Raw genomic sequence first — 12,829 nt, forward strand, 5'->3', positions numbered from 1 at the left:
TGTCCCTCTGTCCCCGTTCTGCAAGGTTTAGCTGGGCAAGCGGGTCAATCAGCCAGCCCCGGCTCATCCAGCAGGTGCCGACCGGCGCGATCCTCTACCTCTACCACCCAGAGGTCAGGGTCAAAACCGCGCTGTTTGGTGATCGAGGCGTCTACCTCACGTTCTGCGCCTGCTGATAGTTCCATCCACAGCCGCTGGCCTGTCATCAGGTCAAACGAGCGCTGATAACACGCCGCCTGCCCATCCAGCGTATTCAGCTTCACCAACACAGCGCCCGCGGTATCATCGCCATGCGCGACCACAAAGGCGGGGATGTCATAAAGGCGCAGGCGGGTCAGGTAGGCATCGACCCAGATACGGGCTGTCAGGCGCATGAATTAAACTTCCTCGGGGCTGCGACGTACACCATAGCGATGTAACAAGTATAATCGCCAAGATTGAGGTGAGCATGTCTAATAGTCAAAAACGCACCATAATACCGCGTTTCCTGATCACAATCGGTGTGGCCTTTTTGGGGGCTGCGTTCGTGGAACTCCGCCTGATCCCCGCACCATTTCAGGCCACGTTAGGCGCCCTGCTGTGTTTCTTGGGCGCCTTTTGGTACCTACACGCGGTGGGACTATTTAAGCACCATCTTTGAAATCAAGACCCATCTCAGAATAACGTTCTTTCTCGTCCAGCCAGTTGCTACGCACCTTGATTTGCAGGAATAGGTGCACCTTGCGGCCCAGGAATGCGGTCAGTTCTTCGCGTGCAGCCTTTGAGATGGCTTTGATGGTTTCCCCACGGTGGCCCAGAATGATGCCCTTGTGGCCATCACGGGCCACATAGATAACCTGATCCACACGGGCGGAACCATCTTTGCGTTCTTCCCAGCTCTCTGTCTCAACAGTCAACTGGTAAGGCAGTTCCTGATGCATGCGCAGGGTCAGCTTTTCGCGGGTCATTTCCGCCGCGATCATCCGCATCGGCAGATCGGCAATCTGATCTTCGGGATAGAGCCACGGGCTTTCGGGCAGTTCGTTGGCCAGCCAGTAGCGCAGATCCTTCACGCCGCGCCCCTTTTCAGCCGAAATCATGAAGGTGTGTACGAAGTCATAGCGTTCGTTCAGATCCGCACTAAGCGCCAGTAGAACCTCGGGCTTCACCCGGTCGATCTTGTTGATCGCCAGCGCGACTTTACGGCCTGTGCCGATCTCTCCCAACCCCTCTAGGATACGTTCAACGCCTTCGGTCACACCTCTGTGTGCCTCAACCATGAGCACGATGATATCCGCATCCGCAGCACCGCCCCAAGCGGCAGCAACCATCGCGCGGTCCAAACGGCGTCGCGGTTTGAACAGGCCGGGGGTATCCACAAAAACCAGCTGCGCATCGCCTTCCATTGCCACCCCACGAATACGGGCACGGGTGGTCTGCACCTTGTGGGTCACGATGGACACCTTGGCGCCAACCATGGCGTTGGTGAGGGTGGACTTGCCCGCATTGGGCTCTCCGATCAGGGCGATAAATCCGGCGCGTGTGGTCATATGTGTTGCTTTCTCAGGTGGTCAGTCTCCGCGACAGACCTCAGTGTCTGTCCGGCAAGGGGTGCAGATCTAGCCGATCCTGTAGGATTCGGCCAGAACTACGGTTTTTCTTTAGGTCAAACGGTCCAGCAGCGCCTTGGCGGCGGCCTGCTGCGCCTGCCGTTTGGAGGCCGCAGTGGCTTCCTCGCTCTCACCGCTTTGCAAGGTAACGGAAATAGTAAAGACCGGCGCGTGGTCGGGGCCAGAACGGGCCAGCTCAACGTAGCTCGGCGGGGTCTGTTTGCGCGCCTGTGCCCATTCCTGCAGCGCGGTTTTCGGGTCGCGAGCATCGGATTCGACGGTATCAATCCGATTGCCCCAGAGCCGTAAAACCAGCGCCTTGGCAGTTTCAAAATCCGCATCCAGATAGACAGCGGCAATCACTGCCTCCATCGCGTCGCCCAGCAGCGCCTGTTTGCGCCGACCGCCTGACATCTGCTCTGACCGACCCAGCTTCAGAACCGCGCCCAGATCAATATCCTTGGCCACATCGGCACAGGCCTCTTTGCGCACCAGCGCGTTGAAACGCGGCGCCAGTTGGCCTTCGCTGGCACCTTTGTCACGGGACAACAGCGCCTCGGACATCACCAGACCCAGCACTCGATCGCCAAGAAATTCCAGCCGTTGGTTATCCTCGCGCGTCGGCGAGGACTTGGACGAATGGGTAACAGCTCGAACCAGAAGTTCGGGCTGTTTAAACTGATAGTCGATGCGCCCCTGAAAGGCGCTAAGTTCTGCTGATATCTTCATTCCACAGCCTTAAAGAAGCGGTCCCCACGCCAGGTCCAGAAGGCAAACATCGACGCCCCGCCAGAGGAGAACATAATGCGATCCGCGCGGCCGATCAGGTTTTCATAAGGCACCATACCCACGCCACCGGCCAGTTTCGGCACCCGGCTGTCAGTGGAGTTATCACGGTTATCCCCCATGAAGAAGTAATGCCCCGCAGGTACAGTGAAAACGGTGGTATTGTCCGTACCACGGTTGCCAATGTTCAGCACCGTGTAACTGCGCCCATCAGGCAGGGTTTCGATTGCTGCCCCCTTGTGGCAGTCACCACCGGCGCCCACGGGCCGCGAACACCGCGGACCCAGACGCTGTGGGCCTTGCAGTTCGGCAACCTCAACAAAATCTTCGGTCTGTTCCTGCGGCAGGGCCTGGCCGTTCAGGTAAACGATGCCGTTTTGCACCTGCACCGTGTCACCGGGCATACCGATCACCCGTTTGATGTAGTCCAGACCCGATACCGGATGGCGGAATACGATGACATCGCCACGTTCAGGCTCTGCGCCCCAGACGCGGGTGTTTTCATTGTCCAGCACGCCGCAGATGGTTTTGGCATCCAGCCCCAGAGACCGGATGTTAGGGCAGGAGGCAGCGGAATAGCCATAGGCCATTTTGTTGACGAACAGGAAGTCACCAATCAACAGCGTCGATTTCATCGAACCCGACGGGATCCAGAACGGCTGAAAGAGCAGCGTGCGGAACACACCGGCAATCACCAGCGCCCAGACCACCGTTTTGATGGTCTCTACCACCGAATTGCCCTTTTTCGCCTCTGTCGCCATCTGCGAACACTCCTGCAAAACACCTGAATATCTTAGTTGTTTGGTAGATGAGCGGTTGCGCCAGTGCTGTCAAGGCAACAGGCGGTGAACCGCCCGCTTTCAGCTCTTTGGCTGTACGATCGGCCGCGCCTCAATAACCACAAAAGCCTGCGCCCAAGGATGATCATCCGTCAGGGTCACATGAATGATCGCCTGATGCCCCGCCGGGGTCATTTCATCCAGCCGTTCGCGTGCCCAGCCCGTCACGTCCATCACCGGCTGGCCGGTGGATAGGTTTTTGACCGACATATCTTTCCATGCGATGCCCATCGCCAAACCTGTCCCCAGAGCCTTGGAACAGGCCTCTTTCGCGGCCCAGCGTTTGGCATAGGTCCCCGCAACATCACGGCGGCGCTCGGCCTTGGCCTGTTCCAGATCGGTGAAAACGCGGTTGCGGAACCGGTCGCCGAAACGCTCCAGTGTGCCAGCAATTCGGTCGATATTCGCAAGGTCTGTACCGATGCCAAGGATCATGGTCAGTTCGCAATCCGTGCAGTCAGGATTTTGTAACCCGCAAAGCCAAAGAAGCCCGCAAAGGCCAGATCAAACCAACGACTGGCACGGCGATAGCCCCGCACCACGCGGTCTGACGAAAATAGGATGGCATAGCCGGGAAAGATGATGATCGACCCACCGTACAGCAGGCCGAAATAACCAAACAGCGTTGCAGGGGTGGCATCTGCGGGCGCAACCAGCGCGTAGATCGACCCCCAACTGAGGATTGCCTTGGGGTTCGTCAAGTGAACGGCCATACCTTTTGCAAAAAGGGTGCGAGCACTGCCGGAGAACGGCGTACCAGCGGCGGCGACCCCGCTGGGCTGCAACGCCCGGCGCAGCGCCTTCAGCGTCAGCCAGCCCAAGTAGGCGGCACCGACGTAGCGCAACACCTCAAACAACCAGACATTGGCCAACATCACCGCCGACAGTCCCAGCGCCGCCGCAATGCCCCAGCTGGCCGAACCCGCCAGAATGCCCGCGGCAAAGGCCAGCGCAGAACGCCGGCCTGCTGACATTGCAGTGCCTGCGATGCCCATGGTCGCTGGCCCGGGCGATGCCCCAGACAACATCCATGCAACCCAGATCGCCGCAAATTCAGCTGTGATCATGGTCGCGCCTCATCCATCAGACGGCGCATCTCGGCAATCGCGGGGGTCATGCCGCGGAAAATCGCTTCGCCAATCAGAAAGTGACCGATATTCAACTCCATCACCTCGGGGAAGGCCGCAACGGGCTTCACAGTGTCGTAAGTCAACCCGTGCCCTGCATGCACCTCAAGGCCCAGCGAATGCGCATAAGCCGACATGTCGCGCAGCGCCTTCAGCTCTTCTTGTGCTTTGTCGTGATTACCTTCCGCAAAATGGTCGCAATAGGCACCGGTATGCAATTCGATCACCTCGGCGCCAATGCGTGCGGCCGCTTCGATCTGTTTGCGGTCAGCAGCGATGAAGATCGACACGCGACAGCCCGCATCGCGCAAGGGCGCGATGAAATGGGCCAGCTTATTTTCCTCACGCGCCACTTCCAGACCGCCCTCAGTCGTGCGCTCTTCGCGCTTTTCGGGGACGATGCAGACGGCGTGAGGCTTGTGACGCAGGGCAATCGCCTGCATTTCGTCCGTTGCCGCCATTTCAAAGTTCAGCGGCACCGACAACACCTCCATCAGACCGTCAATATCGGCGTCTGAGATATGGCGGCGGTCCTCGCGCAAATGCGCGGTGATGCCGTCGGCACCTGCTTCCTCTGCCAGTTTTGCGGCCCGAAGCGGGTCAGGATAGGCCCCGCCGCGCGCGTTGCGCACAGTGGCCACATGGTCGATGTTCACGCCAAGGCGCAGTTTTCCCAAAGGCTCCATCGCCTTTCTCTCCTTCATTCGAGACATCCCCGTCACCGCACAACCTAGTGCGGCTCAATCTGGTTTGGAACTGCCATCGCCCTTCAGGTGCGCTTTTTTCTTCAACGCCTCAAGTTTTGCTTTCAGCACACCTTTGCGACGGTTCTGATAGGCGCGGATCACCGGCACTGACACGTAATAACAAATGGCACCCGCAACGATGCCAGGCGCAATGCCACCGATCATGAAGGGATAGAAAACCTGATCGTAAAATACCGCCAGATCGGTCCAATCCATGGTCTGCTCCGTGAACAGCGCCTTGAGATTAATCCAGATCGCTTCGCCCGCATCCAGAAACTGCTGACCCACTGTGGCTGCGCCGCCTTCGGGATCGCTGCCAAAACCTGATACACCCTTATCCATTCCCAACAGCCAGTAGCCTGTCTGCATAGAGGTCATAACAATCGGCACATAGGTCAGAGGATTGCCAAAGAAGGTCGCCAGCAGCGCCGCCAGAACGTTGCCGCGCATGATCGTTGCCAGCAGTGCCGCAACAACAAAATGCAGACCGTAGAAGGGGCTGAAAGTGGTAAAGACACCGGCAAATATACCGCGTGCAATTGTTTCTGGCGATCCGGGCAGACGATGCAGGCGGTGTTTCACATAACGTGCGGCCCGTCCCCAGCCGCCGCGCGGCCAGAAGAACTCGAACACGATCCGCCAGATCGGCCGTCTATCCCGGCGCTTAAAAACCAAGGCGTTTCGCCCTCCTACTCACCGCTTGCCGTATTGGCACGCGACGGATCACGATACCGGGCAATCTCTGCCACGTCGCTCTCTGCCTCAACGGCAGACATGACGGTGTGCAGATGCTCGGCATCACGCAATTCGATATCGATCCTGATCCGGAAAAAGTCCGGCTTACGATCAACAAACTCAAGGTCCGAAATATTGGCCTTGCACTGGCCAATCAATGTGCAAATACGCCCCAGTACGCCCGCATCATTGCCAATGGTCAATTCCAGCGTTGCGTGGTGGATCGCTGGATGTTTGCCCGCGTGCCAATGCAGATCCAGCCAGCGGTTCATCTGATGCTCATAGGCCTGCAGCGATTCGCAGTCGATGGCATGCACCATCACACCCTTGCCACGACTCCCGATACCCACGATACGTTCGCCAGGCAGTGGTTGACAGCACTTAGCAATATTAAAACTCTGATCCGGTGACAGGCCAACCACCGCGCGGCGGGGTTCGATATTGTCGACCTCGGTTTCTTTCAGTTCTGGATAGACGGAGTGCAGCACATCAGAGGCGGTGATTTCCGCACTGCCGAGGCGGGCCAGTAGCGTATCCACATCCTCCACCCGCATGTTCCGGGCAGCAGTTTCCAAAACCTTATCGGTCAGCTTCTTATCCGCATGTTCAAAAACCGAGCGAACCAGTTCCCGGCCCAGCTTACCAAACCGCTCTTTGTCGATCTCGCGCAGCGCGCGCCGGATGGCGGATTTCGCCTTGCCGGTGATAGCGATGTCCAGCCAAGTAGCCTGCGGAATCTGACCCTCAGCCGTAATAATGATGATCGACTGGCCGTTTTTCACTCGCGTCCACAAGGGCACCCGCATGCCGTCTACCTTGGCGCCGACGCAGGCGTTCCCAATGCGGGTGTGGATCGCATAGGCGAAATCCAACGGCGTCGCGCCTTTGGGCAATTTCACCACCTCACCCTTAGGGGTGAAACAGAAGACCTTATCGGAATACATCTCCAGCTTGACCGCTTCGAGGAAGGCATCATGGTCCTCCTCCGCATCAAACTGTTCAGTAAGACCCGCCAGCCATTTCGCCGGATCCACAGCAAAGGGGTTCATCGAACGGACACCGTCGCGATAGGACCAATGCGCCGCAACACCGGTTTCGGCTACATCGTGCATCTGGCGGGTGCGAATCTGCACCTCCACCCGTTTGCCGTCGCGGCCTGACACGGTGGTATGGATCGACCGATAGCCGTTTGATTTCGGCTGGCTGATATAATCCTTGAACCGGCCCGGCACCGCGCGCCAGCGCTGGTGGATCTGACCAAGGGCGCGATAACAATCGTCTTCGCTATCCGTGATCACGCGGAAACCATAGATGTCCGACAGGCGGGAGAAGCCAACGTCCTTCTCTGACATCTTGCGCCAGATCGAATAGGGCTTCTTGGCCCGGCCAAAGACCTGCGCCTCAAGACCTGCGCTTTCGAATTCGGAGCGCATGTCACCGGTAATGCGGTGAATCACATCGCCGGTTTCCTTCTGCAGCATCACAAACCGCCGCATGATCGAGGCGCGAGCGTCCGGGTTCAGCACCTTGAAAGCCAGATCCTCCAGTTCTTCGCGCATCCACTGCATGCCCATACGGCCTGCGAGCGGGGCAAAGATATCCATGGTTTCACGGGCTTTCTGCGCCTGCTTTTCAGGGCGCATCGCCTTGATCGTGCGCATGTTGTGCAGACGGTCAGCCAGTTTAACCAAGATCACCCGCAGATCCTTGGACATGGCCATAAACAGTTTGCGGAAGTTTTCCGCCTGTTTCGTCTCGGAACTCGATAGCTGCAGGTTGGTCAGCTTGGTCACACCATCAACCAGATCCGCCACATCGGTGCCGAAACGTTCGGCCACTTCGGAATACGAGGCTTTGGTGTCCTCGATCGTGTCATGCAGCAAGGCGGTGATGATGGTGGCGTCGTCCAACCGCTGTTCGGTCAGAATGGCGGCGACGGCGATTGGATGAGTAAAATACGGCTCACCCGAATGACGGAATTGTCCGTCATGCATCGCAAGGCCATAATCATAGGCCTCACGCAGCAATTTTTCATTGGTTTTGGGGTTATAGTTGCGAACCAGTGCGATCAGATCGTCAACCGCAATCATACCTTCCGCGTCCTTACCCTGAGCTGGGGCTTAGCCCTGGCCTTGTGCTTCCATCAGCTGACGCAGCAGCATCTCTTCGGACATGTCGTCCTCTGCCGGCTTGTCCGCTTCGCCACCCCCCATCAGCAGGGCCATCGAATCTTCTTCGGGCTCGTCCACTTCGATCTGGGTCTGGTTGTTTTCAATCACGCGCTCGCGCAGGCTGTCAGCGGATTGGGTTTCATCCGCAATCTCACGCAGGGCCACCACAGCGTTTTTATCGTTGTCGCGATCGACAGTCAGCGGCGCACCGGAAGCGATTTCACGGGCGCGATGCGACGCCAGCATCACCAGTTCAAAACGGTTCGGAACCTTGTCTACGCAATCTTCAACGGTAACGCGGGCCATTACGACACTCCGATCATGGATAGGGCTAGAAACGCGGCTTGTACTGCGACCATGCCGGATTGACAAGGGATAATCAAAGGGGAACCACCTCGGCGACTGCCTCCGCGGGCAGAGAATTGTACATTTCAGCAACCGTTTTACCCAGCAACGGATGGCGCCAGTCCGGCGCAACGTCGCGCAACGGCACCAGAACAAAGGCGCGGTCCTGAATACGCGGATGTGGGAGAATCAGTTGATCCGGCGCGGCCAGTTTCTGCGTATCCAGTGGTAGCTCCAGCCAATCGCGTACCGTAGATTCATCAGGACAAACTGCAGACCCCACAGCAATCAAATCCAGATCCAAAGTGCGCCCTGCCCAACGCGATGTCCGCGCGCGACCGAAATCGCATTCAACCTGATGTAGCACTTCAAGCACTTGATCCGGCGTCAGATTTCCCGAACACGACAACGCACCGTTAACGTAATCCGGCCCCGCGCCTGCAGGAAAACAGGGCGTTTTATAAAGGGCGCTGGTATGTTCGATCCGCAAACCCAAATCAGCCAACTGTTCCAGAGCTCGCGGAATAAATTGCGCGGGCGCTTCGCCTTCAAGCGGTAAATTTCCGCCGAACGCGACAAGAATTAGCTGTTCTTTAAGCATTTTACCCTATCCTAATGAACTTGAGGCTTTACTTGCCACCCTTAGAACGACGCCCTATTTTTTATCAATAGCTACGCGGGACATATTTTTAACCACTCACGCCCCGCGTGCTGGATAATCGGAAGGAAATTTAAATGTTCTACAAAGACGAACGGCTGGCGCTGTTCATCGATGGTTCGAACTTGTATGCAGCGGCCAAGGCATTAGGCTTTGACATTGATTACAAACTGCTGCGTCAAGAGTTCATGCGCAGGGGCAAGCTGCTCCGCGCGTTCTACTACACGGCGCTGCTCGAAAACGATGAATACTCGCCGATTCGGCCCCTCGTTGACTGGCTGAATTACAATGGGTTCACCATGGTCACCAAACCGGCCAAGGAATACACCGACAGTCAGGGCCGCCGTAAGGTGAAGGGAAACATGGATATCGAACTGACCGTCGATGCCATGGAACTGGCACCGCGTGTCGATCATATCGTACTGTTCTCCGGCGATGGCGACTTCCGCCCGCTGGTCGAAAGCCTGCAGCGCCAGGGCGTGCGCGTGTCCGTCGTCTCGACCATCCGTAGCCAACCGCCAATGATCGCCGATGAGCTGCGCCGCCAGGCTGACAACTTCATTGAACTGGATGAACTGAAAGAGGTCATCGGCCGTCCCCCGCGTGAGGTGCCAGCAGACCGCGAAATGGCTTTCAGCGCCGAATAATCCGCGCTAACGCAGACCAATCAGCACTTTCTGATGTCGCACGTCTGGGGATGGAAATGCGGATATCGGAGGTGTTTCAAACCGGGGCTTATGGCCCCGGTTTTCTTTTGCCCGATCCTCTGTAATTTTAACCGCTGTCAATTCCTAACCAACTGACCATTATGTCTGATCCTTCGACACTCTCTGCCTACACCGCGATCGCAACGGGATATGCCGCAGGCAAAGCTCCCGCAAAAAACACCGATCAGAACGTAGACTATGCGCGCTTCACCGCCCTCCTCAAAGGCGACGCACGCATACTGGATCTGGGATGCGGCCCTGCCCACTGGGCTGCCCGGTTTCAACGGGATGGCTATTGTATAGACGCAGTGGATCCTAATCCTGAAATGGCTGCCTATGCAGCCGCCACCTACGGGGTATCGGTCAAGATCAGCAAGTTTGAAGATTTCACAGCACCGCTACCCTATAACGGGATATGGGCCAACTTCAGCCTGTTACACATCCCCAAATCCCGCTTCGCCACAGCGCTGAATCGCCTCCACCAAATTTTACAGCCCGAGGGTGTCCTTTCCCTTGGGATGAAGCTGGGTGCGGGTGAGGCATACGATGAACTGGGGCGCTTCTTTGCCTACTATCAAGAGGATGAGCTGCGCCAGATGTTGGCACAGGCGGGGTTTCGCACCCTGCACAGCCGCTGTGGCAACGGCCATAATCTACCCGATGGCGAAGATACATTTGTCGTTCTCACCGCCAGACGCAACAGCACATAACTCTGGATCTAATCGTCCACGCACATGGTGCCAAACCCGATGAACGACCTAGCTCTTCCCTATCACATATAACAGAGCGAGCAGCACAATGTCCCCCACACCCCCAATTCCCAGACCAGCGCTGATCCTTGGACTGACCGGCACCCTGCCTTTCCTCTTTGCCGCCTTCGCCGCACCCACGCCGGCAGCGGCGCTGGATCTCTCTGCAGCCTACGGGCTGGTGATTCTGTGTTTCATGGCTGGCACTCATTGGGGTTTTGCATCTGGTGATAGGGTACTTTGGGGATTTGGCCTCAGTGTTCTTCCGGCTTTGGCAGCGTTTTTCCTGCTGACGGATCACCTCATGACAGCTGTGATCCTGTCGCCGATCGCACGCCACTGGATCCTGACCGCGCTGTTCGCTGCTCTAGTACCGATTGATGCCGCCCTGCAAAGCGCAGGACTAGCACCGCCATGGTGGCTGCGGCTGCGCGCGCTGATCACTTTGATCGTTCTGACGGCACTGATCCTGACGGGCCTTGGCCAAACCCCTTGACGCCCCGCGCAACCGCTGGCACTGCCCCTTCATGGCTGAACTCTTTGCGTATACCGATGGAGCGTGCTCCGGCAATCCCGGCCCTGGCGGCTGGGGTGTCTTGCTGCGGGCAATGGATGGAGACACCGTGCTGAAAGAGCGCGAGTTGAAAGGCGGCGAGGCCGCAACCACCAATAACCAGATGGAACTGATGGCAGCGATTTCCGCTTTGGAAGCGTTGGAACGTCCATCCACCCTGACCGTTGTGACCGATAGTGCCTATGTGAAAAACGGTGTTACTGGATGGATCTTCGGCTGGAAACGTAACGGCTGGAAAACCTCCAACAAAAAGCCAGTGAAAAACGTAGAGTTGTGGCAGAGGCTGGATGCAGCCCAAAGCCGTCACGCCGTCACATGGCAATGGGTGAAGGGGCACGCAGGCCATCCCGAAAACGAACGCGCTGATGAACTGGCCCGCGCCGGCATGGCGCCGTTCAAAGACTGATCCAATGCCAGAAGCGTTGACCCTTCAGGTCCTACTGGACACCGCATCGGTGCTGATCTTTGCGCTCACCGGCGCACTAGTGGCATCACGGGCGCAGCTGGATCTGATCGGGTTTCTGTTTATCGCGGCCCTCACCGCTTTGGGCGGCGGCACGCTGCGCGATGTTCTGTTGGACCGCAACCCGCTGTTCTGGATCGGCGCGCCATGGTTTCTAGGCGTTGCTGTTTTCGCAGCCACTTTGGTGTTTTTCACCGCACACCGGCTGGAAAGCCGCTACCGCGCCCTGTTATGGCTGGACAGTCTGGCGCTGGCTGTTGCAGTGCCTGCGGGCGCTGCAGTGGCACTGGACCTGGGCAGTCACTGGGCAATTGTGGTGGTAATGGGCGTGGCAACCGGCACCTTCGGCGGTTTGATGCGCGATGTGGTCTGCAACGAGGTACCACTGATCCTGAAACAAGGAGAGCTATATGTGACCGCCGCCGCCCTTGGTGCGGGCGCCACCGTGGCTGCAACACACTTGGGCTTTGGGGGCTGGCCGGGGTTGATCGCTGGCGGTGTGGTAACCTGGTCGCTGCGTGCGGGATCACTGTATTTTGGCTGGGCCTTGCCGGTCTACAAGAGCTTCCCGCCGCGGCAGTAGCCCGCGCCCAAAACAAAAAGGGCCGCATCAGCGATGCAGCCCTCTCTCAAATTCAATTGCCAAGACTTAGCCCTGAACCGCCGCCTTGATGGCACGAATATTGTCACCATAAGGTGCAGGGTTGCCAACCGAACCGCCTTTGAAAACAGCGGAACCTGCGACCAGAACATCGGCACCCGCCTCGGCCACCAGCGGCGCGGTTTCCGGGGTAACACCACCGTCAATCTCGATATGGATCGGGCGATCACCGATCATCGCGCGAAGTTTGCGCACTTTCTCAATCTGGCTGTGAATGAACTTCTGACCACCAAAACCGGGGTTTACGGTCATGATGCAGACCAGATCAACCATATCCAGCAGGTATTCCACATCATCCAGACCAGTGGCAGGGTTCAGCGCCAGGCCAGCCTTACAACCAGCGCCGCGGATGGCCTGCAAGGTGCGGTGGATATGCGGGCCACTTTCCAGATGGGCGGTCAGGATGTCGGCACCCGCATCAGCAAACGCATCGATATACGGATCGACCGGTGCGATCATCAGGTGAACGTCCATCACAGTGTTGATGTGCTTGCGGATCGCCTTACACAGCGGCGGACCGAAGGTCAGGTTAGGCACAAAATGCCCGTCCATCACATCCACGTGGATCCAGTCGGCGCCCTGCGCCTCGACGGCTTCGATTTCCTGACCGAAGTTGGCGAAATCGGCTGACAGGATCGACGGGGCGATCTTCAGGGAACGGTCGAAACTCATGGTGAGT

Annotated in this window: 17 protein-coding genes; 5 read left to right on the plus strand and 12 right to left on the minus strand. The window is 57.7% G+C overall.

The features are described from left to right. Positions 1-44 precede the first annotated feature (44 nt). The 11 genes from MHM86_RS09560 to folK form a co-directional block, all read right to left on the minus strand. Positions 45-374: a DUF1491 family protein gene (locus tag MHM86_RS09560; RefSeq protein WP_239198388.1), complete on the minus strand. Its 330-nt coding sequence runs from the start codon at positions 372-374 to the stop codon at positions 45-47. A gap of 249 nt (positions 375-623) precedes the next feature. After that, positions 624-1,529 (minus strand): GTPase Era, encoded by a 906-nt coding sequence (era, locus tag MHM86_RS09565; RefSeq protein ID WP_239198391.1) that lies wholly within the window; start codon positions 1,527-1,529, stop codon positions 624-626. Positions 1,530-1,640: 111 nt separating this feature from the next. Beyond that, positions 1,641-2,318: a ribonuclease III gene (gene rnc / locus MHM86_RS09570; RefSeq protein WP_239198394.1), complete on the minus strand. Its 678-nt coding sequence runs from the start codon at positions 2,316-2,318 to the stop codon at positions 1,641-1,643. Then, a complete protein-coding gene (gene lepB, locus MHM86_RS09575) occupies positions 2,315-3,136 on the minus strand; it encodes a signal peptidase I (protein WP_239198397.1) in 822 nt (273 codons plus the stop codon). The genes rnc and lepB overlap by 4 nt, the downstream gene beginning before the upstream one ends. A 99-nt stretch (positions 3,137-3,235) precedes the next feature. Then, a complete protein-coding gene (gene acpS, locus MHM86_RS09580; protein ID WP_239198400.1) occupies positions 3,236-3,649 on the minus strand; it encodes a holo-ACP synthase in 414 nt (137 codons plus the stop codon). 2 nt (positions 3,650-3,651) lie between these two features. Beyond that, positions 3,652-4,281, minus strand: coding sequence for a LysE family translocator (locus MHM86_RS09585; RefSeq protein WP_239198403.1), 630 nt, complete (start codon positions 4,279-4,281; stop codon positions 3,652-3,654). Next, on the minus strand, positions 4,278-5,045 hold the full coding sequence (locus MHM86_RS09590; protein WP_239198406.1) for a pyridoxine 5'-phosphate synthase: 768 nt from the start codon (positions 5,043-5,045) through the stop codon (positions 4,278-4,280). The genes MHM86_RS09585 and MHM86_RS09590 overlap by 4 nt, the downstream gene beginning before the upstream one ends. Before the next feature lie 36 nt (positions 5,046-5,081). After that, positions 5,082-5,762 carry a DUF2062 domain-containing protein gene (locus MHM86_RS09595; protein WP_239198409.1) on the minus strand — a complete coding sequence of 227 codons (681 nt, stop codon included), beginning with the start codon at positions 5,760-5,762 and terminating at the stop codon, positions 5,082-5,084. Positions 5,763-5,776: 14 nt separating this feature from the next. Then, entirely contained in the window at positions 5,777-7,912 is a 2,136-nt protein-coding gene (locus MHM86_RS09600) for a bifunctional (p)ppGpp synthetase/guanosine-3',5'-bis(diphosphate) 3'-pyrophosphohydrolase (protein ID WP_239198412.1), read from the minus strand. A gap of 30 nt (positions 7,913-7,942) precedes the next feature. Next, the gene (rpoZ, locus tag MHM86_RS09605; RefSeq protein ID WP_239198415.1) at positions 7,943-8,299 is read right to left on the minus strand and encodes a DNA-directed RNA polymerase subunit omega; all 357 of its coding nucleotides are present in this window, start codon (positions 8,297-8,299) and stop codon (positions 7,943-7,945) included. 73 nt (positions 8,300-8,372) lie between these two features. Further along, positions 8,373-8,939 carry a 2-amino-4-hydroxy-6-hydroxymethyldihydropteridine diphosphokinase gene (gene folK, locus MHM86_RS09610; RefSeq protein ID WP_239198418.1) on the minus strand — a complete coding sequence of 189 codons (567 nt, stop codon included), beginning with the start codon at positions 8,937-8,939 and terminating at the stop codon, positions 8,373-8,375. A gap of 134 nt (positions 8,940-9,073) precedes the next feature. Between folK and MHM86_RS09615 the strand changes: the two genes are divergently transcribed. The 5 genes from MHM86_RS09615 (at position 9,074) to MHM86_RS09635 (ending at position 12,072) form a co-directional block, all read left to right on the plus strand. Then, positions 9,074-9,643: an NYN domain-containing protein gene (locus MHM86_RS09615; RefSeq protein ID WP_239198421.1), complete on the plus strand. Its 570-nt coding sequence runs from the start codon at positions 9,074-9,076 to the stop codon at positions 9,641-9,643. Positions 9,644-9,804: 161 nt separating this feature from the next. Continuing rightward, the gene (locus MHM86_RS09620) at positions 9,805-10,413 is read left to right on the plus strand and encodes a trans-aconitate 2-methyltransferase (RefSeq protein ID WP_239198424.1); all 609 of its coding nucleotides are present in this window, start codon (positions 9,805-9,807) and stop codon (positions 10,411-10,413) included. 88 nt (positions 10,414-10,501) lie between these two features. Beyond that, positions 10,502-10,948 carry a DUF3429 domain-containing protein gene (locus MHM86_RS09625; protein WP_239198427.1) on the plus strand — a complete coding sequence of 149 codons (447 nt, stop codon included), beginning with the start codon at positions 10,502-10,504 and terminating at the stop codon, positions 10,946-10,948. 31 nt (positions 10,949-10,979) lie between these two features. Further along, positions 10,980-11,432, plus strand: a complete 453-nt coding sequence (rnhA, locus tag MHM86_RS09630) for a ribonuclease HI (protein WP_239198430.1) — start codon at positions 10,980-10,982, stop codon at positions 11,430-11,432. Positions 11,433-11,448: 16 nt separating this feature from the next. Then, on the plus strand, positions 11,449-12,072 hold the full coding sequence (locus MHM86_RS09635) for a trimeric intracellular cation channel family protein (protein WP_239198666.1): 624 nt from the start codon (positions 11,449-11,451) through the stop codon (positions 12,070-12,072). 66 nt (positions 12,073-12,138) lie between these two features. Here the strand turns inward: MHM86_RS09635 and rpe are convergent, their stop codons facing one another. Further along, positions 12,139-12,822, minus strand: a complete 684-nt coding sequence (gene rpe, locus MHM86_RS09640; RefSeq protein WP_239198433.1) for a ribulose-phosphate 3-epimerase — start codon at positions 12,820-12,822, stop codon at positions 12,139-12,141. Positions 12,823-12,829: the final 7 nt, after the last annotated feature.

It is taken from the genome of Thalassobius sp. Cn5-15 (assembly GCF_022347685.1).
Taxonomy (GTDB): Bacteria; Pseudomonadota; Alphaproteobacteria; order Rhodobacterales; family Rhodobacteraceae; genus Thalassobius.